We start from the raw sequence: 25495 nt of genomic DNA, 5'->3' as shown, positions 1-25495 counted from the left end.
TCGTACTCTGGAGGAGTGGACTTCCCATACAGCCGCCTGCGCCGCTGGCCCGACGTCGAGGCCGACAATCTGCAGGCGCACGACGCGACCGACCTGCTGCTCGTCGAGCGCGCGCTGGCGCCGGAGTTCTCCGGTCTCTCGGGGCGCGAGATCGCGGTGATCGGCGACGAATACGGGGCGATCACGCTCGCGCTGACGGACGGCGGACTCGACGGCATCCGCGTGCATCAGGACCTCGCGACCGGGCGACGCGCGCTCGCCCGTAACGCCGAGGAGCTCGGGCTGACGGGATTCTCCACTCACGAGCTCGACGCCGCTCTGCTCGACGGCGCGCGGCTCGTGCTGCTGCAGCTGCCCAAGGCGCTCGCCGAGCTCGAGGAGATCGCGGATGCCGTATCGCGTCGGGCCGCCCCGGATGTGGTGCTCGTCGCAGGCGGGCGCGTGAAGCACATGACCATCACGCAGAACGAGGTGCTCTCGCGGAGCTTCGAGACGGTGCAGGCGCAGCGCGCCGAGCGGAAGTCGCGGCTGGTGGTCGCGTCAGAGCCGCGGCCGGCCCCCGCTGAGTCGCCGTTCCCGGTCGCGGAGCGGCATGACGCGCTCGTGCTCGTCGCGCACGGCGGCGCGTTCGCGGGGGCGAAACTCGACATCGGCACGCGGGTTCTGCTCGAGGTGCTCGGTCTCGATGAACAGCCGAGCCCGGCTCCGATCGTCGTCGACCTGGGCTGCGGGACCGGCGCGCTCGCCGCCTCATACGCCCTCGCGCACCCGGAATCCCGCGTGATCGCCACCGACCGATCTGCGGCGGCCGTCGCCTCGGCCCGCGCCACGATGGTCGCGAACGGCGTCGACGATCGAGTCACCGTCATGCACGACGACGCCGGCTCGGAGATCGCCGACGCGACCGCCGACGTCGTGCTGCTCAATCCGCCCTTCCACCTCGGCAGCAGCGTGCACACCGGGGCAGCGACCCGACTGTTCGAGGCTGCTGCCCGCATCCTCCGCCCGGGCGGCGAGCTCTTCACGGTCTTCAACTCGTCGCTCGGGTACCGCGCCGAACTGACTCGGCTCGTCGGGGCGACCGAGCAGCTCGCGCGCACCCCGAAGTTCACGGTCACGCGCAGCATCCGGCGCTGATCCGTCGCCGACTGGGCGTCGTTCGGTCACACTCACTTCCCGCGGCCGAATGCTCGGGATCGGGCCGACGCAGGCGCGAACGGCCGACCGAAATCGCCGACCAGAACCGCGCCGCGACCGCGTCCGAAGCCCGCGCAATCCCCCGGTCAGCCGACGAAACTGAACGGCGCTAGGGATCGTGGATTTGCCCCTGACCGGCCATTTCGTTACGTTGGTTGGTGGGCCTGACGGCCCGAAGACCAGTCCGCGACCACGTCCTTCTTTCGAATGTGCTGTGCTGCGAAGAGGCGTGGACGTACGGTCGATGCTCTATCGCGGTGGATCCGAAATCCGCCGTCCGCGCCGCCACAGCTCCAACTCGAAACGGCCGGGAGGATCACCCGGGCGTAACCGAAGCAGGCTCAGCCACCCGAAGGCGAGCCGCAGGGGAAACGTGTCCGAAATCGCTCTTGAAGCGCGCAATCTGTACAAGGTGTTCGGGAAGAATCCGAGCAGTGCCGTCCGTCGACTCAAGGCCGGTGAGAGCAGATCCGCCGTCGGCGACGCAGGAACCGCCGCCGTCATCGACGCCAGTTTCACCGTGAACCGCGGCGAGATCTTCGTGATCATGGGGCTCTCCGGTTCCGGCAAGTCCACCATCATCCGCATGCTCAACGGCCTGCACGATGTGACCGACGGATCCGTCATCGTGAACGGCGACCCGATCACGGGCATCCCGTCGTCACGGCTCCGCGAGATCCGCCGCGACCGCGTCTCGATGGTGTTCCAGCACTTCGCCCTGCTGCCGCACCGCACGGTCGCCGCGAACGTCGCCTATCCGCTCGAGCTCAAGGGCGTCGGCAAGGACGAGCGACTGAAGAAGGCCGAGGAGATCCTCACCCTGGTGGGTCTCGAAGGCCAGGCCGACAAGCTCCCGTCCGAGCTCTCGGGCGGCATGCAGCAGCGCGTCGGCATCGCCCGTGCGCTCGCCGCCGACTCCGACATCCTGCTCATGGACGAGGCGTTCAGCGCCCTCGACCCGCTGATCCGTCGCGAGATGCAGGAGCAGCTCCTCGAACTGCAGGAGAAGCTGCAGAAGACGATCGTCTTCATCACCCACGACCTCAACGAGGCCATGTTCCTCGGCGACCGCATCGCTGTCATGCGCGACGGTCGCATCGTGCAGATCGGCACGCCCGAGGACATCCTCACGGACCCCGCCAACGACTACGTCGAGCAGTTCGTGCAGGACGTCGACCGCGCTCGCGTGCTCACCGCCGCGAACGTCATGGAGCGCCCGCGCCCGGTCGTCGCCGAGACCGCCGGCCCCCGCACGGCGCTTCGCCAGATGCGCGACGCGTTCATGTCGGCCACCTACGTGACCGGTCGCGACCGCAAGCTTCTGGGAATCGTCACCGACCGCGATGCCGTCAAGCTCGTGCGCCAGGGGGTGTCGACCCTCGACTCCATCATCAAGCCGGCGCCGCAGAGCGTCAGCAAGGACGAGGTGCTGATGAACCTGTTCATCCCCTCCGTCGAATCGCCGCTGCCTCTGGCCGTGGTGGATGCCGAGGGGCGCCTCGTCGGCGTGATCCCACGCATCACCCTGCTCGCAGCCCTGGGCCCCGGCCCCGGTGCCACGGGCGAGCTCACCCTGCCGCTTCTTCCGATGCCGCAGGCCGAGATCGACGCCGTGCTCGATGACGGATGGACGGCCGAGCCGCTGCCGGTCGCGACGACGACGGAGGAGGTGCGCTGATGGATGGTTTCCGCATTCCTCTCGGCAGCTGGGTCGCAACGGGAGTCGACTGGATCAAGACGAACCTCGACGGTCTGCTCGACGTCATCTCGTTCGTGGTCAGCTTCCTGGTCGACGGCCTCACCCGCGCCCTGCTGAGCCCGCATTTCGTGGTCATCATCCTGATCGCGGCGTTCATCGCGTGGCTCGTGCGCTCGTGGCAGCTCGCGATCGGGACGATCGTCTCGTTCGGTCTGATCGTGGCCATGGGCCTCTGGGTCCCCGCGATGCAGACCCTCGCCCTCGTGCTCGTCGCCGCGGTGATCGCCGTGCTGATCGCGGTGCCGCTGGGCATCTGGTCGGCCCGCAACGCCACCGTGCGCGCGGTGCTCAAGCCCGTGCTCGACTTCATGCAGACGATGCCGGCGTTCGTCTACCTGATCCCGGCGATCGTGTTCTTCAGCATCGGCGTCGTGCCCGGTCTCGTCGCCACCGTCATCTTCGCGCTGCCTCCGGGTGTGCGACTGACCGAGCTCGGCATCCGCGGAGTCGACTCCGAGACCGTCGAGGCCGGTCAGGCGTTCGGCGCCAAGCCGGGTCAGATCCTGCGCGGCATCCAGCTCCCGCTCGCGATGCCGACGATCCTCGCCGGGGTCAACCAGGTCATCATGCTCGCGCTATCGATGGCGGTCATCGCCGGTATGGCGGGCGCCGACGGCCTCGGGAAGATCGTCGTCGAGGCGATCTCGACCATCAACATCGCCAAGGGCGTCGAAGCCGGTCTGGGCGTCGTGCTCATCGCCGTCTTCCTCGACCGCGTCACCGCGGCCCTCGGCGACCTGGGCAGCAACCGCTCGTCGCTGCTCGGGATGCTGGCGCGTCGCCGCACGCAGAAGCGTCTCGATGCCGCATCCGCCGAGGCGGACACGACGGCGACGGCATCCGCTCCCGCATCGGCCGAGGCAGCCGACGCAGAGGATGCCGACGCCGAGGTCGAGCGACTGAAGGCCTCCCCGCGCCGCGCCCCTGTCGGCGGCGGCGTGCACTGACTCATCCCTTCCGCACAAGAGAACACGCAGTACACAGCAACACAGCACCTATATATACGGAACGAGAGACATACACATGAAGAAGAAGATCCTGACCATCGCGGCGATCGGCGCCGCAGCGACACTGACCCTCGCCGGCTGCAGCGGTGACGGCATGGGCGGAACCGGCGGAGACACCGGCGGCAGCGAGTCCGGTTCGGGCGACAAGGGCACGATCACCCTCGGGTTCCTGCCCTCGTGGACCGACGGACTCAGCACCGCATACCTGCTGCAGGACCAGCTCGAGAAGATCGGCTACACGGTCGAGATGAAGACGCTGACCGAGGCGGGTCCGCTGTACACCGGCCTGGCGCAGGGCGATGTCGACATGTACCCGTCGGCCTGGCCCGAGCTGACCCACGCCGAGTACATGGAGACGTACGGCGACGACATCGAGGACCTCGGCGCGTACTACGACAACGCGAAGCTGACCCTCGCGGTTCCGGAGTACTCCGACCTGAACTCGATCGAGGACCTCGCGGGCAAGGGCGCAGAGCTCGACGGCAAGATCTACGGCATCGAGCCGGGTGCCGGCCTCACCGCGCAGACCCAGAAGATGATGCCGGAGTACGGTCTCGACGGCGAGTACGAGCTCGTCACCTCGTCGACCGCGGCGATGCTCACCGAGCTGAAGTCGGCGACCGACAAGCAGGAGGACATCGTCGTGACGCTGTGGCGTCCGTTCTGGGCCAACGACGCCTTCCCCGTGAAGGACCTCGAAGACCCCAAGGGTGCGATGGGCGAGTCCGAGGCCCTGCACTTCCTCGGCACGAAGGGCTTCGCGGAGGAGTTCCCCGAGGCCGCCGAGCTGATCGAGCAGATCAAGCTCGACGACGAGCAGTACGGTTCGCTCGAGGACATGGTCGTGAACGAGTACGGCGAGGGCAAGGAAGCGGATGCCATCGACGCGTGGCTCGAGGAGAACGGCGACCAGTTCGACTGGGTCGTCAGCTGACCTGACTCACGGGAACGAGTCCGTCCTCACGCGGGTGGACTCCCCTCCGATGGGCGGAGGATCTGTCACGGATCCTCCGCCCATCGCTGTGTCTGGGCGGGTGTATTGATGTACCGAAACAGCGGCCATGCACCCCCGTCACGATGTCGCGAGCCCCACGTCTTGTGAGTGCCGTCGAAAGATCGACGACACCCCAGACATGCTTCGCCGGGGCTGATTGCCATGCGCATCGGTCCGTTGCTCGGATCCCGGAACTCCTGCGAGATGTCCCTGTGATTCGAGGACCTCATGACAGCACCCGCACCGGCATCCGCACGCGTACCCCGAGGGCGCCGTCGCCTCCGAACGATCCTCGGAGTCGCGCTCATGGGCGCGATCCTGCTCGCCGGCGGGCTGCCGATGACGCAGCAGCCGGCAGAGGCCATCGAGGAAGCGCTGAGCACGACGCGCACCGCGACGAGCGCGACCATGAACTACCGCGGCGGAGTCACGGCCACACTGACGGTGAATCCGGCCACCACGAAGTCGGGCTCGGCCGGCGTGCAGTTCCTGGCGACCACGCCGCACAACGGATACGGCGCGACCAACGCGATGTTCGCGCCCGGCCTGGACGTCGCGACCACGCCGACGGTAGGACTCGAGGCGGGCGCCGGCATGTGCGACGGCCTGGACTTCTCCGGCTACTGCGCGAACAAGAACGGCACCCTCACGGTGGCATTCAGCCGCGCGGTCACGGATCCGATCATCGACATCTCCGGTCTCGGCGGCTACGCCCAGTGCGTGGAGGAGCGCAATACAGCCGACACGTTCTGCGAGATCATCACCGGCAACGGATTCACGATGAAGACGGATGCCGATGGTGACCGCACAGCCGCGGGCTGGATCGCCATGCAGATGGACATCGTGACACCCGGAGTGACCTTCGCTCCGATCGCCGGCGCGCAGAACCTCAGCGTCACCCCCACCACGCTCACCGCTGCGACGAAGACGAGCAGCTCGCGGTGCAACACCATGCTCCCCACTGCGGCCGAGCTGGCTGGGCGGACGATGACCAGCACCGCGCTCGCCGGCTGCGGCTCCGTCGTGCTGAAGGGCACCTTCCAGACGGTCACCATGAATCTCGGCACGCACATCCAGCGGGCGCCGGCGGCGGATGGCTGGGCGAACGGGTACAACACCTACGACCCGGGCAAGAGCCTCGGCGACCTGATCCGACTCTCGATCCGGCTGCACGAGGACATGGGCGACGCGCCGAGCAGCTACGACGCCGCTCAGGCCGCGGTGCACGTCCAGGGTCCGCTGCGCCTCGGTGCGGGCATCACGTCGGATGCCGACGCGACGGCCAAGCCGACGCTCTCGCCGAACGCCGGTGCAGGAGCCTCGCTCGACACGGATGACGCGATCGCCGACGGCATCCGGGCTCCGCGCGCGATCCGCGGCACCGCGTACTCATTGCCGATCCCGCTGTCGGGCACCACGTCGCCCGGCACGGTCGCCGGATGGATCGACTTCAACAAGAACGGCATCTTCGATGCGACCGAGCGGGTGCAGGCCGCCTTCCTCGCCGGTGCGACCTCGGTGAACCTCTCGTGGACGGTGCCGGGCACGGCCGTCGTGGGTGACACGTACCTGCGTCTGCGCACATCGTTCACCGCTGCGGAAGTGGCTGACCCGCGAGGCATCTCGCAGTCCGGTGAGGTCGAGGACTACATCCTCACCCTCGCCGCGGCGGCACCCGCGATCGAGGTCTTCAAGCTCGTGAACGGCGACGACGCGAACACCGCCCCGGGAGTCGCCGTCGACGCCGGATCGGCGATGACGTTCGAGTTCCGGGTCACGAACACGGGCAATGTCGTGCTGACCGCCGTGCAGCTCGCGGATGATGTCATCGCGGCCGCCTCGATCCTTCCCGTCGGCGCGTGGGACGGCACGCTCGATCCGGGAGAGTCGGTCGTGTTCACCGCGACCTACCCCGCCCCGACCACGGGCGGCGTGCTGCACAAGAACACGGCGACCGCCTCAGGGCAGCCGGCGTCGGGCGGGGCTCGGGTCACGGACACCGATCCGGCCCACGCGACCACGCGAGAGGTGCTGGCCTCGCTCATCGTCGAGAAGCTCGGCGAAGACGTCAACGGCGACTGGGTGCGGATGGACGGGTCGGGGTTCCGGCTGCTCGCCGACGCCGCGGGGCTTCCCGGTGCGCCGGTGACTCCCGGGCTGATCGCCGGGGCCGAGGTCGGGCTGTTCACCGCCGCTGGCCTGCGCCCTGGCACGTACTGGCTCGAAGAGACGACGGCTCCGGAAGGGTTCTCACTCCTCGCCGAGCCGGTGAAGATCATCGTGTCGGCGGCCGGTGTGCTGTCGATCGCCGACGGGCAGTCGAGTCCGCAGGTCACCCTCGCCGGCAGCACGGTGTCGGTGCGGGACGTGCCGGTGTTCGAGCTGCCGGCCGCGGGCGGAACGGGGACGCACGGCTTCACGCTCACCGGAGGTCTGCTGATCGCTCTCGCGATCGCGGGCGTGGTCGCGCTCGAGATCCGTCGCGCACGGCGTGGGCGTCGCGAGGAAGTGCTCGACGCCGTCAGCTGACCCGGGTCGAGTCGTCTGCGATCGGGAGGAGATCTGCACTCGGGAGGGGGTCCCCGATGGATCCTCCTCCCGATCGCCGTTCTCCTCCCGATCGCCGGTCGTCTCCCGACACGGCGACCCCCGACACGGCGCCACCCGGCACGCGCAACCCCCTCTTCGACCTGTCGCACCCGGGGTTAGCCTGTGGCCGTGGACGGGTTCGCGGCGGTCGACTTCGGGTTCGCCCGCGAGGTCCTGCAACGGGGCGTCGCGGCGCTCTATCTCGTCGCGTTCATCTCGACTCTGAACCAGTTCCGACCGCTGCTCGGCGAGCACGGGCTGCTGCCGGCACCGGCGCTGCTCGACTGGATCGGGCAGAAGGAGTCACGGCGGCGGATGCTGCATCCGACCCTCTTCCTCCGCGTCCGGTACTCCGACCGCAGGCTCGCACTGCTGTGCGGGGCAGGGATCGTCGTGTCCGCGGCGCTGGTCGTCGGCATCCCGCAGTGGGGTCCGCCGTGGGTGTCGATGCTGTGCTTCCTCGCGCTGTGGCTGGGATACATGTCGGTGGTCAGCATCGGTCAGACCTTCTACTCGTTCGGCTGGGAGATGCTGCTGCTCGAGGCGGGGTTCCTGGCAGCCTTCCTCGGTTCGAACGATCAGCCTCCGCCGACCGTCGTGATCTTGCTGTTCTGGTGGCTGCTGTTCCGTGTCGAGTTCGGTGCCGGCATGATCAAGATCCGCGGCGGGCGGGAGTGGCGTGACCTCACGGCGCTGATGTACCACCACGAGACGCAGCCCATGCCGGGGCCGCTCAGCAGGCAGGCCCATCTGCTGCCACGGTGGTTCCATCGCGCCGAGGTCGTCGGCAACCACGTCGCGCAGCTCGTCGTGCCCTTCTTCGTGTTCGCTCCGCTGCTGTCGGTCTGGATTCCCGGTCCCGTGCCCCAGATCGTCGGGGCGGTGGCCGCGACGATCATGATCGCGACCCAGGTGTGGCTCGTCGCGACAGGCAACTTCGCCTGGCTGAACTGGGTGACGATCGTGATCGCCTTCTCGGCGATCGGACTGCCGGGGGTCGGCGCGGCACCGCGCGACGATGCGATGGACGACACGCTGTGGCCCGGCATCCCGCTGTACTGGTTCGTGCTCACGGCGGCCGTGGGCGTGCTCGTCGTGGCGCTGAGCGGGCCCGCCCTGCGCAACCTGTTCGCGCGGCGGCAGCTGATGAACGCGAGCTTCAACCGGTGGCAGATCGGCAACGCCTACGGAGCGTTCGGCACGGTCACGAAGCAGCGGGTCGAGATCGTCGTCGAGGGATCGGCCGACGACGACGGTCTGCTGTGGCGCGAGTACGAGTTCAAGGGAAAGCCGGGCGACGTGCGACGCATCCCGGGGCAGTTCGCGCCGTACCACCTGCGCCTCGACTGGCTGATGTGGTTCCTGCCGCTCGGCCGTTCGCTCGACGACTGGTTCACGGTCTTCCTGCTGCGACTGCTCGAGGCCGATGCTCCGACGCTCGCTCTGCTGCGGTCCGACCCGTTCGACGGTGAGCCGCCGCGGTGGGTGCGCGCCGTGTCATACCGCTACCGCTTCGCGACGCGGGCCGAACGGCGCGACGGCGCCGGCGTGTGGGTGCGCACGCGCCAGTCCGTCGTGCTCGGTCCCCTCGGGCTGCGGTAGGCCGCGGCGCACCGCATCCGCATCCGCTGCCCGGCATCCGGCATCCGGCATCCGCTGCCCGGCCTCCGGCATCCGCAGCGAAGGGGATCACGTGTAACGAAGGACAGATGCGGTGATCCCCTCCGTCGGAGCGCGAGATCTCCTTCGCACGCTAGGAGCGATTCACGCGGGCTATGTTGGATTCTGTTGGATTCGAGCATGCCCATCGGAGGTCTGATGCCCGCCGCCGCGCGTCACGATGCGATCCTCCGCGAGCTCGAGATGCGCGGCTCGCTGTCGAGCGCCGCGCTCGCCGTGCGGCTGGGGGTGACGACCATGACCGTGTGGCGTGATCTCGTCGCACTCGAGGATCGTGGGCTGCTGGTGCGCGTCCACGGTGGCGCGCTCTCTCTCGCCGTGGCGCAGCAGCAGTCCCGCGACAGTGAGCGCGGCGATTCGCGACCGAGACCCGTCGCGACGATCGGGATGATCGTGCCGACGACGCAGTACTACTTCCCCGAGGTGATCAGGGGAGCGAGTCAGGCCGCGCATGAGTCGAACTGCCGACTGGTCGTCGGCGCGACGAACTACTCCGAGGAGGAGGAGTTCCGCCAGGCCGAGCGTCTGATCGCGAGCGGAGTGGATGCCCTGATGATCACCCCGCAGGACACCCTCACCCCCGACTCGCGACTGCAGCGGATGCTGGCTGAGACCGACCTTCCCGTGGTGATGGTCGAGCGTTCCGTCGAGGATCCTCTCGCCGGACGACTCGAGTGGGTCCGCACGGATCATGCCCACGGCGCGGAGGTCGCGGTGCGCCACCTCGTGCAGCAGGGGCACCTCCGGATCGCGCTCGCCGCCCGGCCGTCTGCGACGGTCGCCGGGTTGGACGCGGGGTTCCGGCGGGCGATGGGATCGCTCGATCAGCACTCCACACGCGCCCTCCGCCGCGATCTGTCGCACCCGCAGGTCGGCGATAATGCCAACATCGCCGAGCTCGGCGATCTGCTCGACGACTGTCTGTCCGATGGGGTCTCCGCAGCGATCCTGCTCGGCGATGCCGACGCGATGGCCTTTCTCGATCTGGTGATCGAGAAGGGCCTGCGGGTGCCCGAGGATTTCGGCGTGGTCGCCTACGACGATGAGGTCGCGGCCTTCGCGACGGTTCCGCTCACGGCGGTCGCGCCACCGAAGCACGAGCTCGGCCACGCCGCGGTGAGGTTGTGCGTGGATCGGCTCAAGCAGCCCGCGGGGGCCGCGCATACACCGGTGCGGATGGCGCTGCTGCCCGCCCTGGTCATCAGGGAATCGACCGTGCGCCCCGTTTGATTGTTAGGTTCTGTTAGAAACCGCCCACTTCGGTTGGTGAATCGTTCGGCGTGGCGAATGATCGAACTCGCACGGTCAACGATTCAAAGGAGAACCCGCGATGTCCCTGCATCGAACTTCCCTCTCTGTGGTGGCTCTCGCCGCCACCTCCGCTCTCGTCGCAGGATGCGCGGCCGGAGGCCCCGCCGCAGAACCCGTGGCCACCGAGACCCCGACGGGCGAGGTCACGTTCTGGTCGTTTCTCAGCGGCATGTCCGACGTGGCCGCCGCGTTCAACGCGAGCCAGGACGACATCACCGTCAACTTCGAGGAGATCCCGAACGGGGCGAACGGTGGCTACACCAAGCTCTCCGCCGCCATCGAATCGGGCAGCGGTCCCGACGTCGTGGGCATCGAGTACGACCGGCTGCCCGGTTTCGTCGCGGCTGAACAGCTCGCGCCGGTCGACGGCCTCGTCTCGGGCGACGTGCTCGGCGAGTACGACGAGCAGGTGCGCAACCTCGTCTCGTTCGGCGACGCCGCCTACGCACTTCCCTACGACGCACCGCCCATGGTGATCTGGTACCGCCAGGACGTGCTCGAGGCCGCCGGCGTCGACGTGCCGACCACGTGGGACGAGTTCGAGGACGCGGCACGCGCGGTGAAGGCCGTGAACCCCGACGCCTACCTCACGAGCTTCTTCACCAACGAGCCTCAGCTGGCGCCGATGTCGTGGCAGGCGGGCGCCGAGTGGTTCTCCGTCGAGGACGACAGCTGGAAGGTCGCCATCGACGACGACGAGTCGCAGGAGGTCGCCGACTACTGGCAGCGCCTGATCGATGAGGGACTGGTGAAGAAGCAGCTCGGCTTCAGCGATGAGTGGACAGCCGATCTGAACACCGGCGTGGTCAACGCGTGGGTGGGCGGATCGTGGAGCGCCTCGGCACTGAAGACACGCACCGAAGCCTCCGGTCAGGAGGGCAAGTGGATCGCCGCGGCCCCTCCCTCGTGGGACGGCGAGCCCAGCGGTGCGCTGAGCGGCGGAACGAGCTTCGCGATCCCTGAGAACTCCGACAACGCAGCGGCTGCGGCCGTGTTCCTCGAGTGGCTCGTCACCTCGCCGGATGCGATCGAGGCGCGTGGTGCCGTGGGCACCGCCTACCTCGCCTACCCCGGACTCAACGATGTCGCGGCATCCGTCGCACCGACGGACTACTACGGCAACGACATCTACGAGGTCTTCGATGAGGCATCGGCGAACCTCGGCGAGTGGGCGTGGGGGCCGAAGTACGATCTCACCGCCACGGCGCTGAAGGACTCGGTCACGGCGTCGCCGACGCTGTCTGACGCGCTCACCTCGACGCAGAAGTCCACGGTCGACGGGCTCGAGAAGCTCGGCCTCGACATCACGGAATAGCCGGTGCATCGTCGGGCGGGCGTCCACGCACGCCCGCCCGACGGTACGGATCGAAGGACACAGACCATGACGACTCAGGCATCCGCCACGAGGCGCACCGCACGGCGCACCGCGCGGAAGACGATACCCGGAACGGGCGGACGCACCGCATCCGTCTTCCTGATCCCCTTCTTCGTCCTCTTCGCGCTGACGATGATCGCCCCGGTGATCTATGCGATCGGCATGAGCCTCTTCGCCGAGAAGCGCAGCGGACTCGGCTTCGGAGGCGCGACGGTCGAGTTCGTCGGGCTCGGCAACTACGTCGAGGTGCTGAGCGACTCGACGTTCACGGACGGTTTCGGTCGGCTCGCGATCTACTGCCTGCTGTACGTGCCGACGTTGCTGGCTGTCGCTCTCGTACTGGCGCTGCTGCTCGACTCGGCAGTCGCCTACGCCAAACGGGCGTTCCAGCTGCTGCTCTTCCTGCCGCACGCCGTTCCCGGTGTGATCGCCGCACTCATCTGGGCGTACCTCTACACGCCCGGCGTCAGCCCGATCGTCAAGGCGCTCGAGTCCGGCGGCATCGGCATCGACTTCCTGTCGGTGCAGCTCGTGCTTCCGTCGATGGTCAACATCGCCGTGTGGGAGTGGGCGGGCTACAACGTCATCATCCTGTTCACCGCGCTTCAGGCGGTGCCCCGTGAGATCCTCGAGGCGGCCAAGGTCGACGGTGCCGGGGAGATCCGCACCGCGCTCTCGATCAAGACGCCTCTGGTCTGGCCCGCGCTCGGGGTCGCGCTGCTGTTCACGGTGATCGGCTCGCTGCAGCTGTTCACCGAGCCGAAGATCCTCTCGTCCGCCACGACCGCGGTCACCAGCACCTGGGTGCCGAACATGTGGGCCTACGACGCGGCGTTCAACCGCAACAACCTGCCGCAGGCGGCTGCAGCCTCGATCATCCTCGCCCTGCTCGCCGGTCTGCTGTCGTGGGTCGTCACCCGATTCACCTCGAAGGAGCCGACGCGATGACCGCCGTGATCGATCGACCGACATCGCACTCTCCTCGCTCGACGAGTCCGACAGGCACGCGCCCGCGGCATAGCGGACGTCGCACCGCCGCGAAGGTCGGCGTCAACGGACTGCTGGTGCTCGGCTCCGCCTACATGGTGCTGCCGCTGCTCTGGCTGGTGTTCGCGGCGACGAAGGATGCGGGGGAGCTCTATTCGGGCAACGCCTTCGCCTTCGGCAGCGATCTCGTCGTGAACCTGCAGCGACTGCTCGCCCAGGATGACGGCATCTTCGTGCGGTGGCTGGGAAACAGCATCCTGTACGCGGGGATCGGAGCCGTCGTCGGCGGGTTCGTCTCACTGATGGCCGGGTACGCGTTCGACAAGTTCGAGTTCCGCGGCAAGCGCGGGCTGTACGCGTCGGTGCTCGTGGGCGTTCTCATCCCGAACACCGCCACGGTGATCCCGCTGTATCTGCTTGCCGCATCGATCGGCCTGACCAACACGATCTGGGCTGTGCTGATCCCGACACTGTGCAACCCCTTCAGCGTCTACCTCGCCCGCGTGTTCTCCTCGGGCTATCTGCCCGCCGAGACGCTCGAGGCGGCGAGGGTCGACGGGGCGGGGCCCATCCGCAGCTTCCTCCAGGTCGGGATGCCGATGCTGGTGCCGGGCTTCGTCACGATCGCGCTGTTCCAGTTCGTGGCCATCTGGAACAACTTCATGCTCCCCCTGATCATGCTGCAGAACCGCGATCTCTTCCCGTCGAGCGTGGGCATCGCGCTGTGGCAGAGCCAGGTGCAGCAGAACCCCGAGTTCTCGACGCTCGTCATCGCCGGCTCGTTCGTCTCCGTGCTCCCCCTGATCATCGCGTTCGTGATGCTGCAGCGGTTCTGGCGATCCGGCCTCTCGGCTGGGAGCGTCAAGTGAGCGCCCGGCGCCCCGTGATCGCCTTCGCGATGACGGCGTCGGTGCGCGAGCGGGTGTTCCCCGAGAGGGTCATGCGCGACTACGAGGCCGTGGCCGATGTCGCCGGCGTCCTCACCGAGTTCAGCTCCCACCCGGCCCGCGCCGTGCTGGCGCAGGCCGAAGTCCTGGTGACCGGGTGGGGAGCGCCGCGCATCGACGCTTCGGTGCTCGACCAGGCCCCTCGCCTCGAGGCCGTGCTGCACGCGGCGGGCACGGTCAAGCCGTATCTCGATCCCGTCGTTCTCGAGCGCGGTGTGCGCGTGAGCTCCGCCGCCGCGGCGAACGCGGTGCCGGTGGCCGAGTACGCCGTCGCGATGATCGTGCTCGCGGGCAAGCAGGTGCTGCCGATCGCTCGCCGTTATGGCCGGGTGCAGGACGAGTTCGACATCGAGGCCGCATTCCCCGGACTGGGCAACTTCGGTCAGCGCGTCGGCATCATCGGCGCGTCGAAGATCGGTCGGATGGTCATCGACATGCTGCGTGCATATTCGTTCGAGGTCGTCGTCTACGACCCGTATCTGACGGAGGACGACGCCGCGGCCCTGGGCGTCACGTCGGTGTCGCTCGACGAGCTGCTGCGTACCAGCCGAGTGGTCTCGGTGCACGCGCCGTCGCTGCCGTCGACGTTCGATCTGGTGGATGCCGCGGGCATCGCCTCTATGCCGCGCGGGGCGACCCTGGTGAATACGGCTCGCGGAGAGATCGTCGACCAGCAGGCTCTGACGAGACGCGTGCTCGCCGGCGAGCTGTTCGCGATCCTCGACGTCACGGTGCCGTGGATCCTCGAATCCGACCACCCGCTGTACTCGTCCGACCATGCACTGCTCACGCCGCACATCGCCGGGTCGTACGGAGTGGAGCTCGAGCGCCTGTCGCGGGCGATGCTCGACGAGCTCGGACGGATCACTCGCGATGAACCGCTCGCGTATGAGGTCGAACCCGAACTGCTGGCCATCACCGCCTGACCGCGCGCGCCTCCTCCCCGACATTCGACGACGAACGCAAGGAGTCCCCATGTCCGAACCCCTGAAGCTGACCCGCCGCACAGTCCTGCTCGCCGGGGCCGGAGGGCTGCTCGCCGCGGCCGCCGGCGTCGGCTCCGCGCAGTCTGCGCAGGCCTCCCCGACTCTCTTCCCGACGGGGCGCGCAGGCACCACGATCACCGAGATCGGGCCGGGCATCATGCAGTACTCCCTGATGAGCGGGGTGCTGCTCGACGGCATCTGCTACATCGGATCCCGCAACCTCGAGCCGACCGGGATACTGGCCTTCGACGTCGCCTCCGCCGCCGTGACTCACTCGACGACGCTCGCGACCGGGCACAGTATTCAGGCGCTGACGGTGGATCCGGCGCGAAAGCTGCTCTATGCCGGCATCCTGCAGAAAGCCCCCAGCGCGAACAACCTCTATCGCTGGGATCTGACCGATCTCGCCGCTCCCGCTGTGGCGATCGGCCGTATCGGCGACCGCGACGTGCGCGACCTCGCCGTCGCGCCGGACGGCACCCTGTTCGCAGTCGGCGGCGGTGGCACAGGTGCTCCGGCGCTGTGGCAGTACGACCCGTCGACGGGAGCGATCACGAACCTCGGCGTGCCCGACGCCAAGGCGACGCTCGCGCGCGCCGTCGCGGCGACCGATCAGACGGTGTTCTTCGGGGCCGGAAGCACGCTCGGGGGAGGTTCCGGAACGAGTAGGGCAGCGCTCTACGCCTTCGACCGCACGGCGGCGATCTTCACGGACATCACGCCGTCGGAGATGGTGAACGACCCCAGCATCCGCGAGCTCACGATCGCCGGGGACCGGCTGCTGGCGTCGACGGCGGGCGCGGTGGAGCCCACGAAGATCGCGGAGATCTCCCTCGCCGATCACACCTCGTACCGCGCGGTGACGGCGATCGGGACGACGGCGAAGAACTTCGCCGTCGTGGGCGACGACGTCTACTGCGCGAACGACGCGGGGGTGCTGCGGTGGACGCCGGGCGAGGATGCGGTGCATCAGCTTCCGGTGCCCGTCGACCTGGGCGAGATCTGGGGACTCGACGTGCACGACGATGGGCTCGTCGTCGTCTCGGGCTACGGTTTCGTCGCCGCTCTCGAGCTCGACGGCGGTGTGCGCGCCGAGTACGACCTGGGCGAGGCGGGCGCCCCGGTGAGCGCGCAGACCTGCATGGGAATCGCCGTCGGTGCCGGGTTCGCCTACGTGGGAGGCAACGGGGGCATCGCGAGGCACGATCTGCGCCGAGGCGGCGCGGTGAATCTGCGCGCGCCGGGAGAGGCGAAGGATGCCGAGGTCATCGGCGGCGTGCTCTACACGGGGCAGTACAACGCCCAGGGGATCTGGGCCTACGACCCGCGGACCGGGGAGCCGATCCACCGTGTCGCGGCGTTCCCGTCAGCCCAGAATCGCCCCCTCGACACCCACTGGGACGACAGTAATCGGCTGCTCCTCGTCGCCGCCCAGGCGGATACCGAGGGCGGTGGCTCGCTATGGACGTTCGACCCCCGGACGGGCGCGAGCACGCATGCGATCAATCCGATCGACGACATGCAGCTGGTGCGCGCGGTCGTCGCGGTCGACGGTGTCGCGTACCTCGGCGGCGACAACGCGCAGAAGACGGGGCCACGCGGGACGATCGTCGCGTGGGACCCGCTGGCGCACCGTGAGCTCTGGCGGGTTGAGACGGGCGCGCCTCACGGCATCGCCGCGCTCGCCGCTCACGGGCGGTACCTTTTCGCGCTCTCGATCAAGGGTGCACTGGTGGTGATCGATCGACCGCGGCGGGCGATCGTCCACACCGGAGACCTCGCGGCCCTTGTGCCCGGATTCGCGGCGATGAAGGCGGCCCGCGGCGTGGTCTACGGCGTCTCGGACACGAACCTGTTCCGCATCGACCCTCGCACCTTCGAGGTGACGACGGTCGTGCCGGGCATCAATGGCGGCTGGTACAGCGGACCCCATCTCAACGTCGATGAGGACGGCGCGGTGTTCACCCTCCGCGGGCGGACGCTGGTCAAGGTCGATGATCGGCCGCGGCGCTGAGCCCCGGCATCCTCCGTCCGGCCTTCCGTCTCTCCTTCCCTTCGGCGTTCCGGAGGAGATCTGCGATCGGGAGGGCACATTGCCGAGACTCACCCTCCGAATCGCAGATCTCCTCCCGCATGAGGCCGACGCCGAGCGCGGCGAAACGCCCCGGCCGGGCGCGGGGCCCGGACGGAGCGTTCCGTCTCACTGCAGACGTTCAACTGACCTTCTTGCGGTACGAGATGATCGCGAACACGTAGGCGACGACCAGGATGCCGACGCACCAGGCGAGAGCGACCCAGATGTCGGTGCCGACCGGCTGCTCGGCGAACAGCGCCTGGATGGTGTCGACGATCGAGGTGACCGGCTGGTTCTCGGCGAACCACTGCACCGGACCCGGCATCGTGTCGGTCGGCACGAAGGCCGAGCTGATGAACGGCAGGAAGATCAGCGGATACGAGAACGCGCTCGCCCCGTCGACCGTCTTGGCGTTGAGCCCCGCGATGATCGCGAGCCACGTGAGCGCCAGGGTGAACAGCATCAGGATGCCGATGACGGCGAGCCAGGCCCAGACGCTCGCCCCGGTGCGGAATCCCATCACGAACCCGACCGCGAAGATGATCGCGAGGGTGATGGCGTTCGCGGTGAGTGATGTGAGCACGTGCGCCCACAGCACGCTCGATCGGGCGATCGGCATGGAGTGGAAGCGCTCGAAGATGCCGCTCTGCATGTCGGTGAAGAGCCGGAACGCCGTGTAGGCGATGCCGGACGCGATCGCGATCAGCAGGATGCCCGGAAGCAGATAGTTCACGTAATTGTCGACCCCGGTGCTCGTCTGCAGAGCCCCGCCGAAGACGTAGACGAACAGCAGCATCAGGGCGATCGGGGTGACCGCCGTCGTGATGATCGTGTCGGGGCTGCGGAAGATGTGCCGCATCGAGCGGCCGGTGAGTGTCGCCGTATCGGCGGCGAAGTGCGTGCTCATGCTGCGTTCTCCTTTCCGGTGGTCGAACCCGACTTCGGTCCGATGAGAGTGAGGAAGATCTCCTCGAGGGTGGGCTGCTTCTCGACGTACTCGACCTTCGCCGCGGGCAGCAGCCGCTTGAGGTCGGCGAGGGTGCCGTTGGCGATGATCCGACCCTCGTGCAGGATCGCGATGCGGTCGGCCAGCTGCTCGGCCTCATCGAGGTACTGCGTGGTGAGCAGCACGGTGGTGCCGGTGTTCGCGAGCTCCTTCACCACGTCCCACACCTCGATGCGGGCCTCGGGGTCGAGACCGGTGGTCGGCTCGTCGAGGTAGATCACCTCGGGATTCCCGACGAGGCTCATCGCGATGTCGAGTCGGCGGCGCATACCGCCGGAGTAGGTGCCGACCTTGCGGCCCCCGGCATCCGTCAGCCGGAACGTCGCGAGCAGTTCGTCGGCCACCGTTCCGGGGTCGGGCAGGTGGCGCAGCTGGGCGACGAGCACGAGGTTCTCGCGTCCAGTGAGGATCTCGTCCACTGCGGCGAACTGACCGGTGAGACTGATGCGCTGACGGACGCCGAGGGGGTCGGCGGCCACGTCGATCCCCTGCACGGTGGCTGCGCCGGCATCCGACTTCAGCAGCGTCGAGAGGATGCGGACCATCGTCGTCTTGCCGGCGCCGTTCGAGCCGAGGAGGGCGAAGATCGTCCCTTTCTCGACCTCGAAGTCGACGCCTCGCAGCACGTGGAGGTCCTTGTAGGACTTCTCGATGCCGCGAACGGCGATCGCTGGTGCGTTCATGATCGTGACTCCTTCTTCTTCGCGTCGTCGACCGCCGTGACGAGGCGGGCGCGCTCCTTGTCGATCCAGTGGGTTCCGCCGTACGCCTCGGCGTAGGTCTCGGCGAACGAGACGGGGTCGTCGCCGACGATGTCGTCGATCGGGGTGCCGTCTATGGCGGCGCGCTCCCACAGATCGGCGAGGTCGAGGAAGATCTGCACGAGGATGTCGCCGTCGGTGATGCCCCCGTAGTACATCGTGTAGCGGTGCTGGGCGTTGGCGACCGTGCGATACGGCTCGGGGAGGGCGTCGATGCGCATCTTCGCATCGCGGTACTGCTTCTTCTGCTCGAGCGATCCGGTGAGCGCTTCGATCCACTTGGCGGCCATGTCAGTTCTCCTTGTTGTTCGTGTTCGTGCTGTTCGTGCTGTTCGTGTTCAGCTGTTCGATGTGCTCGGAGAGGAAGCTCCACGTCTTCCAGAACTCCTCGAGCTCCTGCGTGCCTGCGGCGTTCAGGGAGTACACCTTGCGGGGCGGTCCCTTCTCGCTCGGCACCTTCTCGACGTCGACGAGCTTCTTCTGCTCGACGCGCACCAGCAGTGCGTAGATCGTGCCCTCGGCGATGTCGGTGAATCCGTGGTCGCGCACGCGGCTGGTGATCTCGTAGCCGTAAGCCGGCTGCTCGGCGAGGAGTGCCAGGACGATGCCCTCGAGTGTGCCCTTGAGCATCTCGGTCATCTGCTTGCCCATGAGAGCCTCCTTTCGTTGGTTCGGTACTCAGTGTTGCTGGGTACCGGTACAAAGTAACACTGAGTACCGGTACTTAGCAACACCGAATACTGAACTTTCTCGGAAGCCGCCCGGTGGCCGCGTTGACGGTCGCGCTTCGTGCTGCGCGGGCTGCTGCCGCCCGGGTGGCTGAGCGATCCGCGGCCGGGCTCAGTCGCGAGCGCGGCTCAGTCGCGAGCGCGCCGCCAGGGCAGCAGTCGGTCGAGGAACCGCCGCGGCGCCTCGGACACCACCGTGGGCGGAGCGACGGCGAACTGCACGATCTCCTCGGCCCCGTGGTGCACCACCCGATACAGCGCGGTGCCGATGAGCACTCCGAGCGCGATCGACATGATCGACAGCAGCGCCGCCATGAAGTCGGCGAGGCCGCTGTCGGTGGCGACGGCCTCGGTGAGTCCGACGAGTCCCGCAGCGCCCGGGACGAGCAGCCAGAACGCGGGAAGGAACGTGATCTGCGCCGGGACGCCGCGGCGCAGCGAGGCGATCCAGAACACCACGAGTGCCATCGCCACGGCCCCGACGAATCCGCCCAGGGTCGCGCCGAGCAGCGCGGTGCCGACCCACTGTCCGATGTACGCCACGACGAGCGCCAGCAGCACCCACCCGAATGTCGAGGTGGGGGCCGAGAAGTGCAGATAGTTGCCGAGCGCGAACACCAGGATGCCGATCAGCGCGACCCACCACGGCAGGAAGGATGCCGCCTCGAGCGGCTCGTAGGAGCGCGATTCGACACCCACGACGGTGCCTGCCGCCAGGATGCCGAATGCCAGCAGGGCGAGCTGCACGAAGCCGTAGATCAGACGCGAGGCGCCCGAGATCATCTGCCCCGCCGCGAGCTCGACGGTCGCGGTCGTCAGCACGCCTCCGGGCAGGAAGGTGACCAGCGGGGCGATGAGCAGCCGGATCGGATCGCCGATCTCGATGACCTCGGCGAGCAGGAACACCGCGGCGGCGCACACGAACGCCGCGGCGATCGGCATCACGAGCTGCAGGGTGGGCGAGCGCACGAGCTTGAGCAGCCCGATGCCCGCACCCAGCACGAAGGCGACGATCGCGCCCTGCCAGGTGGGGGCGAGCAGCAGCGCCAAGCCGGTCGTCAGCACGGCATGCCCGAACGTGCGGGTGACCCAGCCCAGCCGTGGACGCATCGCCCCGATCTCGTTCAGGCGACGGATGCCGTCGAGCGGCGACACCGAGGCGGTGCGCGCCTGCGCGATCAGCTCGTACAGTGCCGCGATCTGGTCGAAGCGGAACGAGGCGTTGGTCGCCGACCGGATCGCGACTCGCGACTCCTCGTCGTCGCCGGTCTCCACCAGGATGATGGTCGGCAGCACGACGAAGTCGGTGTCGTCGCCGCCATAGGCCTCGACGACCTCTGTCATCGTGTCGCGGATGCGGTCGACCGACTCGGCCGAGGCGTTCATGCCCTGCGCCACTCCCAGAAGGAACTGGCGCAGGGCCGAGCGGTCGAGCACGTCCAGCATGTCAGCGCGCGCTCACGTCACGAGAACAGGAACGACAGGGTCACGCCGACGACGATCGCGACGCCGATGTAGACGAGGTTGGGCAGCTGGAACGAGTGGTCGAAGACGAACCTGCCCATCTTCGTCGTGCCGGTCTGGTCGAATGCGACGGTGGCGACCTGACTGCCGTTGGCCGGCAGCGTGTAGATGCCCATGGTCGACGGCCACAGCCCGACGAGCAGCGGTGCGGGCAGCCCGATGGTGATGCCGATCGGGACGATCGCGTTGGTCGCGCTCGATTGGCTCGTGGTCAGCATCGCGACAGCGAACAGCGCGAGGGCGAACAGCAGTGCTCCGAGGAACGCCGACGATCCCGACACCACCGAGCCGAGGCCGTCGACGATCAGCGTCTGGTTGGCGGCGACGAAGGTGTTGGCGAGCCACGCGATGCCGAACAGGGCGATCGCGCCGACGATGCCGGCGGGGAACGTCGGCTGCTTCGGCACATCCGCGGCCTTGACCTTGCAGAACACGAAGATGAGAGCGGCGATGACACCCATCACGACCTCGATGATCACGGTCACGCTCAGACGCACCGGGTCGCCGGCGTCGTCGGTGCCGATCACGGGGCGCAGCCCCTCGAAGAGCCCGAAGAGCACGATGACGCCGACGCCGATCAGGAAGAGCGTGGCAGACAGCACTGCGGTGCGCGGAAGCCTGCTGTCGTGCGCGTCGACCGTGGGCGGCTGGATCTGGTGGCTCTCGAGGCGCCGCTGGAACTCGGGGTCGTCTTCGAGGTCCTTGCCGTGGCGCATCATGACGAGCGCGGCGACGAAGAGCCCGGCGATCGACGCGGGCCACATGATCAGCAGCAGTCCGCCGAGATCGACTCCCTGCGGCGCGAGGAGCACCACCATCGACGCGGTCGCTGCCGAGACGGGGGAGCAGAGGATGCCGACCTGCGACGCGACCGCCGAGACGGAGAGCGCTCGTTCGGGGCGGATCTTCTGCTGGTACGACACGTCGTAGATCACGGGCAGCAGCGGGTAGAAGATGTTGCCCGTGCCGGCGCCGACCGTGAAGAGGAACGACATCGCCGGGGCGAGGAAGACCACGGACTTCGGCTTGCGTCTGATCACCTTGGCGGCGATAGACACCATCCAGTCGATGCCGCCGGCCGCCTGCATGGTGGATGCGGCCGTGATCACCGTGATGACGATGAAGACGGCATCCACCGGGGCGTTGCCGGGAGCCTCTCCGAACACGAAGATGAGCACGGCGACGCCGACGAGTCCCCACACGCCCAGGCCGATCCCGCTGGTGCGGGTGCCCATGTAGATCGCGAGGATGACGACGATCAGCTGGGCGATCAGGATCCACACGTTGTCGTTCACGTCGACGGCCCCTTCGTGATCGGGGCGGATGCCGAGAGGATCTCGGTCGCGAGCTCGGTCTCGACGATCCTGCCGCCGATGGCCTCGACACGCAGCGCGAGCGGGTTCTCGACCGGGCTGATCGCCGTGACGAAGTCGGAGTTCTCGAAGTGCAGCGACTGCAGGTTGCCGACCGCGTATCCGGTCGCGAGCTCACCGCTGAGCAGCGACGCGTGGAAGAGCGGTCGCCGCTGATCCTCGGCGTCGTAGTGCGGACAGAAGCTGCCGTGCAGGAATCCGAGCCCCTCGGGCAGCACCTGCAGGGTCGGACCGTAGCTGTCGGTCGTGCCGCCCTCGAACCAGCAGATGCCGCCGGCGCTGCCTCCGGTGAACACGACGTTCGAGTTCGGGTCCTCCCACATCTCGCGCATGATCTCGTCGAGGCCCTGGCGTTTCCAGACGTCGAGCATGTTCGCGGTGTTGCCGCCGCCGACATGGATGACGTCGAACCCCTTCACGAAACCGGCGAGGTCGTCGACCGATCGGTGGAAGAGGGGCAGATGATGCGGTGCGCAGCGGTCCGAGTCGTACGTCGCGTAGAAGCTCACGATGTATGCCGCGTCATCGCCCGTCGCCGTGCCGACGAACAGCACTCGAGGTCTCTCCTTGCGGGTGAGCCCGAGGATGTAGTCGTGCGTCGGATCGTTCCGACGCTCCATCATGGCCTTGCCTGCGCCCGTCGCCACCACATGAGACACGTCGCCACCCCCGCTGTCGTCTGCGAATGCGCTCAGCGTATTGGGGTTCGGGGCGCTGCGGGGGGTGATCTCACCCGGGCGGGGCGACCGCCGCGATCAGCCGTTCAGGCGCGCCATCGCGACCTGCGCCTCGAGCAGCGGCAGGGTGCGATCGGCCTCGGGCTGCGGGCAGATGTCGAGGGCGTTCGCGAGTTCGAGAGCCAGCGCGGCGTGACCGGCGGCGTTCGGATGGAACGGGTCGCCCATCAGCCCCCACGGAACACCGCCGTTGCCCAGCTCCATGAAGCGCGCGTGCTGGTCGACGAGGATCACGTCCTCGGATGCCGCGACGGTGCGCACGGCATCCGCGAACTCCGCGATCCTCTCGCGACCGGGGGCGTTCACGATGTCGATCGCGGGTGGGGTCTGCAGCACGACGACGGCGCCGGTGGCACGGACGCGCGACACGAACTCGCGCAGCGACGCGGCGAAGTCGCCGGGTTCGACGGTGACCTGGCCGGGGCCGGTCGCCAGGTCGTTCGTGCCGATCATCAGCGTCACGACGTCGGGGTGCCACGATGCGACACGACGGTCCCAGTCGTTCAGGATGTCGGTGATGCGGTGCCCGCTGATGGCGCTGTTGATGACGACATCACGGGTGCGCCCGAGCTCGCCACGGATCAGCTCGTGCAGATGTTCGGAGTAGCTGCGCCCGCCCTGCGTGTGCAGCAGGCCGTGCGTGATCGAGTCTCCGGTGATGACCCAGTTCAGCGGCTCGACGCCGGCGAGGGAGGCCGCGATGCGGCGGAGGTCGGATGCGGCGGAGGCGGGGGAGTCAGCATTCGGCACGCCCTAGAGCCTAGCGGCGGCGAGAGTGGAAGACTGGTGCCATGTCCTCCCCACTGCTCGACACTCTCCTCGCCCGCATCGTCGACAGCGGACTGCTCGATGATCCGGTCGCCGAGAACGGTCTCGTCTACGGGCGGGCCACCATCGATGCCGCCGGCGCGGTCGTCACCGTCAACGTCGACCCCGAGCTGGAGGACGACGAGGAGACCCTCGACGACGACGCGCTGATCGCGGCGATCACCCGCATCCTGTCGGTGTCCGAGACCCGGTGGCGGGCGGTGATCGACGAGGTCGCCGACGACATCGACGAGGCCGTCGACGACGAGCCGGTGATCGAGCAGGTCGACCTGCGCGACGATCTCGAAGCCACCTCGGTGGTGGTGTTCGCCGATGCCGTGCTGATCGCCTTCGATGCGCCCAAGCAGTTCCCGGACTCACGGATCCTGGTGCAGCTCGACGACGACCTCGAAGTCGCGAACATCGAGGTGCGCGACCGGGATGCCGCTGACGTCGAGGTCCTGGAGTTCGACGATCTCGACGAGCTGCTCGACAGGCTCAGCGGCGACGACCGCTGAGCCCGCCGCGGGTCACAGCCACTTCTTGTACTTGAACACCCCGTAGAGGGCGACCGCGAAGGCGGCCATCGCGCCGATCGCCATCGGATAGCCGTGCGCCCAGTGCAGCTCGGGCATGACGTCGAAGTTCATGCCGTAGACCGTGCCGACGAGGGTGGGCGCGAAGATGATCGCCGCCCACGACGAGATCTTCTTGATCTCGTCGTTCTGGGCGAGGCTCGCATCCGACTGCCGGCGTGCGACGAGAGCCGACTGCACCGTGAGGGCGTTCTCGAGGATCGCGCGGAACGAGTCGACCCGCTCGTTCACGCGGATGACGTGGTCGAGCACGTCGCGGAGTGAGCGCTGCAGCTCTTCGTCGATGCGGTACTTCTCGGATCCGCGGCGCAACCATTCCAGCATCCCGGCGAGGGGGTGCACCGCGCGCTGGAAGTTGATGACCTCGCGCGAGAGCTCGTAGATGCGCCGCGAGAGGGCGTCGTCGTCGCTGTCGCCGAAGAGCTGGTCCTCGATCTCGTCGATGTCGTTCAGCAGGCCCGTGACGATGGGCTCATAGCCGTCGACGACCTCGTCGAGGATCGCGTAGAACACGGCCTCGGGGCCCATCGCGAGCAGGTCGGGGTGCGCCTCCATGCGACGACGCACGCCCACGAGGTCGGGCGACTCGGCGTGCCGGATGGTCACCACGAAGTCGGGGCCGACGAACAGGTGCAGCTCGCCGAACTCGATCGACTCCTGCTCGTCGCGATAACGGGCGGGGCGCAGCACGGCGAAGAGCGTGTCACCGTAGCGCTCGACCTTCGACCGCTGGTGACCCGAGAGGGCATCCTCGACGGCGAGCGGATGCAGGTCGAACTCGCGCGCGACCGAGGCGACCTCCTGAGGGCTCGGTCGGTAGAGGCCGATCCAGGCGATGCCGCCGTGGGCATCGAGCGACCGGTAGGTCTCGTCGAGGTTCTTCGGGGTCTCCACGCGACGTCCGTGGACGTACACGCCGTTGTCGATGAGGGCCATGGCTGGCTCCGTTCTCGCAGGCGCACGCCGGGTCAGAGGGGGCGTGCGCAGTATTCGTCAGGGGGCGGAAGACGCCGCCGACTGCTGCGGAGCAGGACGTGCAGGTGCGGAGCCGGGGCTC

Annotated in this window: 22 protein-coding genes; 13 read left to right on the top strand and 9 right to left on the bottom strand. The window is 68.1% G+C overall.

The features are described from left to right. The first annotated feature begins 15 nt into the window (after nucleotides 1-15). From ACZZZQ_RS06810 to ACZZZQ_RS06755, 12 genes are all read left to right on the top strand, one after another. Complete coding sequence (locus tag ACZZZQ_RS06810) at nucleotides 16-1137, top strand: class I SAM-dependent methyltransferase (protein WP_463507205.1); 1122 nt, start codon at nucleotides 16-18, stop codon at nucleotides 1135-1137. Between the two features lie 433 nt (nucleotides 1138-1570). After that, nucleotides 1571-2875 (top strand): quaternary amine ABC transporter ATP-binding protein, encoded by a 1305-nt coding sequence (locus ACZZZQ_RS06805; protein WP_053098367.1) that lies wholly within the window; start codon nucleotides 1571-1573, stop codon nucleotides 2873-2875. Next, on the top strand, nucleotides 2875-3903 hold the full coding sequence (locus ACZZZQ_RS06800) for an ABC transporter permease (RefSeq protein WP_463507204.1): 1029 nt from the start codon (nucleotides 2875-2877) through the stop codon (nucleotides 3901-3903). Before ACZZZQ_RS06805 ends, ACZZZQ_RS06800 begins: the two co-directional genes overlap by 1 nt. A 76-nt stretch (nucleotides 3904-3979) precedes the next feature. After that, entirely contained in the window at nucleotides 3980-4897 is a 918-nt protein-coding gene (locus tag ACZZZQ_RS06795) for a glycine betaine ABC transporter substrate-binding protein (protein WP_053098368.1), read from the top strand. 288 nt (nucleotides 4898-5185) lie between these two features. Further along, a complete protein-coding gene (locus ACZZZQ_RS06790; protein WP_463507203.1) occupies nucleotides 5186-7486 on the top strand; it encodes a GEVED domain-containing protein in 2301 nt (766 codons plus the stop codon). Between the two features lie 189 nt (nucleotides 7487-7675). After that, nucleotides 7676-9148, top strand: a complete 1473-nt coding sequence (locus tag ACZZZQ_RS06785) for a lipase maturation factor family protein (RefSeq protein WP_463507202.1) — start codon at nucleotides 7676-7678, stop codon at nucleotides 9146-9148. A gap of 198 nt (nucleotides 9149-9346) precedes the next feature. Then, complete coding sequence (locus tag ACZZZQ_RS06780; RefSeq protein WP_463507201.1) at nucleotides 9347-10456, top strand: LacI family DNA-binding transcriptional regulator; 1110 nt, start codon at nucleotides 9347-9349, stop codon at nucleotides 10454-10456. A 100-nt stretch (nucleotides 10457-10556) separates the two neighbouring features. Continuing rightward, complete coding sequence (locus ACZZZQ_RS06775) at nucleotides 10557-11852, top strand: ABC transporter substrate-binding protein (protein ID WP_463507200.1); 1296 nt, start codon at nucleotides 10557-10559, stop codon at nucleotides 11850-11852. A gap of 66 nt (nucleotides 11853-11918) precedes the next feature. Beyond that, nucleotides 11919-12860 carry a carbohydrate ABC transporter permease gene (locus ACZZZQ_RS06770; RefSeq protein WP_463507199.1) on the top strand — a complete coding sequence of 314 codons (942 nt, stop codon included), beginning with the start codon at nucleotides 11919-11921 and terminating at the stop codon, nucleotides 12858-12860. After that, nucleotides 12857-13768, top strand: a complete 912-nt coding sequence (locus ACZZZQ_RS06765) for a carbohydrate ABC transporter permease (RefSeq protein WP_187249078.1) — start codon at nucleotides 12857-12859, stop codon at nucleotides 13766-13768. The genes ACZZZQ_RS06770 and ACZZZQ_RS06765 overlap by 4 nt, the downstream gene beginning before the upstream one ends. Further along, nucleotides 13765-14772, top strand: a complete 1008-nt coding sequence (locus ACZZZQ_RS06760; protein ID WP_463507198.1) for a hydroxyacid dehydrogenase — start codon at nucleotides 13765-13767, stop codon at nucleotides 14770-14772. Before ACZZZQ_RS06765 ends, ACZZZQ_RS06760 begins: the two co-directional genes overlap by 4 nt. Before the next feature lie 49 nt (nucleotides 14773-14821). Next, nucleotides 14822-16846, top strand: a complete 2025-nt coding sequence (locus ACZZZQ_RS06755; protein WP_463507197.1) for an NHL repeat-containing protein — start codon at nucleotides 14822-14824, stop codon at nucleotides 16844-16846. A 199-nt stretch (nucleotides 16847-17045) separates the two neighbouring features. Here the strand turns inward: ACZZZQ_RS06755 and ACZZZQ_RS06750 are convergent, their stop codons facing one another. From ACZZZQ_RS06750 to ACZZZQ_RS06715, 8 genes are all read right to left on the bottom strand, one after another. Further along, nucleotides 17046-17813, bottom strand: a complete 768-nt coding sequence (locus ACZZZQ_RS06750) for an ABC transporter permease (protein ID WP_053098370.1) — start codon at nucleotides 17811-17813, stop codon at nucleotides 17046-17048. Beyond that, nucleotides 17810-18595 (bottom strand): ABC transporter ATP-binding protein, encoded by a 786-nt coding sequence (locus ACZZZQ_RS06745; protein WP_463507196.1) that lies wholly within the window; start codon nucleotides 18593-18595, stop codon nucleotides 17810-17812. The genes ACZZZQ_RS06750 and ACZZZQ_RS06745 overlap by 4 nt, the downstream gene beginning before the upstream one ends. Continuing rightward, the gene (locus tag ACZZZQ_RS06740; RefSeq protein ID WP_463507195.1) at nucleotides 18592-18963 is read right to left on the bottom strand and encodes a DUF1048 domain-containing protein; all 372 of its coding nucleotides are present in this window, start codon (nucleotides 18961-18963) and stop codon (nucleotides 18592-18594) included. The genes ACZZZQ_RS06745 and ACZZZQ_RS06740 overlap by 4 nt, the downstream gene beginning before the upstream one ends. A gap of 1 nt (nucleotide 18964) precedes the next feature. Beyond that, nucleotides 18965-19324, bottom strand: coding sequence for a PadR family transcriptional regulator (locus ACZZZQ_RS06735; protein ID WP_053098373.1), 360 nt, complete (start codon nucleotides 19322-19324; stop codon nucleotides 18965-18967). A gap of 206 nt (nucleotides 19325-19530) precedes the next feature. Then, nucleotides 19531-20847 (bottom strand): threonine/serine exporter family protein, encoded by a 1317-nt coding sequence (locus tag ACZZZQ_RS06730; protein ID WP_463507194.1) that lies wholly within the window; start codon nucleotides 20845-20847, stop codon nucleotides 19531-19533. Between the two features lie 17 nt (nucleotides 20848-20864). Further along, on the bottom strand, nucleotides 20865-22220 hold the full coding sequence (locus tag ACZZZQ_RS06725) for an anaerobic C4-dicarboxylate transporter family protein (RefSeq protein WP_072590470.1): 1356 nt from the start codon (nucleotides 22218-22220) through the stop codon (nucleotides 20865-20867). Continuing rightward, entirely contained in the window at nucleotides 22217-22957 is a 741-nt protein-coding gene (locus tag ACZZZQ_RS06720; protein ID WP_463507193.1) for a Type 1 glutamine amidotransferase-like domain-containing protein, read from the bottom strand. Before ACZZZQ_RS06720 ends, ACZZZQ_RS06725 begins: the two co-directional genes overlap by 4 nt. Before the next feature lie 96 nt (nucleotides 22958-23053). Then, on the bottom strand, nucleotides 23054-23785 hold the full coding sequence (locus ACZZZQ_RS06715) for an SGNH/GDSL hydrolase family protein (protein ID WP_463507192.1): 732 nt from the start codon (nucleotides 23783-23785) through the stop codon (nucleotides 23054-23056). 41 nt (nucleotides 23786-23826) lie between these two features. Between ACZZZQ_RS06715 and ACZZZQ_RS06710 the strand changes: the two genes are divergently transcribed. Then, nucleotides 23827-24360 (top strand): hypothetical protein, encoded by a 534-nt coding sequence (locus ACZZZQ_RS06710; protein WP_053098376.1) that lies wholly within the window; start codon nucleotides 23827-23829, stop codon nucleotides 24358-24360. Nucleotides 24361-24372: 12 nt separating this feature from the next. Here the strand turns inward: ACZZZQ_RS06710 and ACZZZQ_RS06705 are convergent, their stop codons facing one another. Continuing rightward, complete coding sequence (locus ACZZZQ_RS06705; RefSeq protein WP_053098377.1) at nucleotides 24373-25374, bottom strand: magnesium and cobalt transport protein CorA; 1002 nt, start codon at nucleotides 25372-25374, stop codon at nucleotides 24373-24375. Nucleotides 25375-25495 lie beyond the last annotated feature (121 nt).

The organism is Microbacterium sp. AC132, assembly GCF_979258525.1.
Note: the sequence above shows the minus strand (reverse complement) of the source record. Positions and strands in the feature narration are given on the sequence as shown.

Excerpts from the sequence above, each read along its gene's own strand:
- ACZZZQ_RS06800 (WP_463507204.1), top strand. The coding sequence starts at position 2,875 with ATGGATGGTTTCCGCATTCCTCTCGGCAGCTGGGTCGCAACGGGAGTC.
- ACZZZQ_RS06795 (WP_053098368.1), top strand. The coding sequence starts at position 3,980 with ATGAAGAAGAAGATCCTGACCATCGCGGCGATCGGCGCCGCAGCGACA.
- ACZZZQ_RS06790 (WP_463507203.1), top strand. The coding sequence starts at position 5,186 with ATGACAGCACCCGCACCGGCATCCGCACGCGTACCCCGAGGGCGCCGT.
- ACZZZQ_RS06780 (WP_463507201.1), top strand. The coding sequence starts at position 9,347 with ATGCCCATCGGAGGTCTGATGCCCGCCGCCGCGCGTCACGATGCGATC.
- ACZZZQ_RS06775 (WP_463507200.1), top strand. The coding sequence starts at position 10,557 with ATGTCCCTGCATCGAACTTCCCTCTCTGTGGTGGCTCTCGCCGCCACC.
- ACZZZQ_RS06770 (WP_463507199.1), top strand. The coding sequence starts at position 11,919 with ATGACGACTCAGGCATCCGCCACGAGGCGCACCGCACGGCGCACCGCG.
- ACZZZQ_RS06765 (WP_187249078.1), top strand. The coding sequence starts at position 12,857 with ATGACCGCCGTGATCGATCGACCGACATCGCACTCTCCTCGCTCGACG.
- ACZZZQ_RS06755 (WP_463507197.1), top strand. The coding sequence starts at position 14,822 with ATGTCCGAACCCCTGAAGCTGACCCGCCGCACAGTCCTGCTCGCCGGG.
- ACZZZQ_RS06750 (WP_053098370.1), bottom strand. The coding sequence starts at position 17,813 with ATGAGCACGCACTTCGCCGCCGATACGGCGACACTCACCGGCCGCTCG.
- ACZZZQ_RS06745 (WP_463507196.1), bottom strand. The coding sequence starts at position 18,595 with ATGAACGCACCAGCGATCGCCGTTCGCGGCATCGAGAAGTCCTACAAG.
- ACZZZQ_RS06740 (WP_463507195.1), bottom strand. The coding sequence starts at position 18,963 with ATGGCCGCCAAGTGGATCGAAGCGCTCACCGGATCGCTCGAGCAGAAG.
- ACZZZQ_RS06735 (WP_053098373.1), bottom strand. The coding sequence starts at position 19,324 with ATGGGCAAGCAGATGACCGAGATGCTCAAGGGCACACTCGAGGGCATC.
- ACZZZQ_RS06730 (WP_463507194.1), bottom strand. The coding sequence starts at position 20,847 with ATGCTGGACGTGCTCGACCGCTCGGCCCTGCGCCAGTTCCTTCTGGGA.
- ACZZZQ_RS06710 (WP_053098376.1), top strand. The coding sequence starts at position 23,827 with ATGTCCTCCCCACTGCTCGACACTCTCCTCGCCCGCATCGTCGACAGC.
- ACZZZQ_RS06705 (WP_053098377.1), bottom strand. The coding sequence starts at position 25,374 with ATGGCCCTCATCGACAACGGCGTGTACGTCCACGGACGTCGCGTGGAG.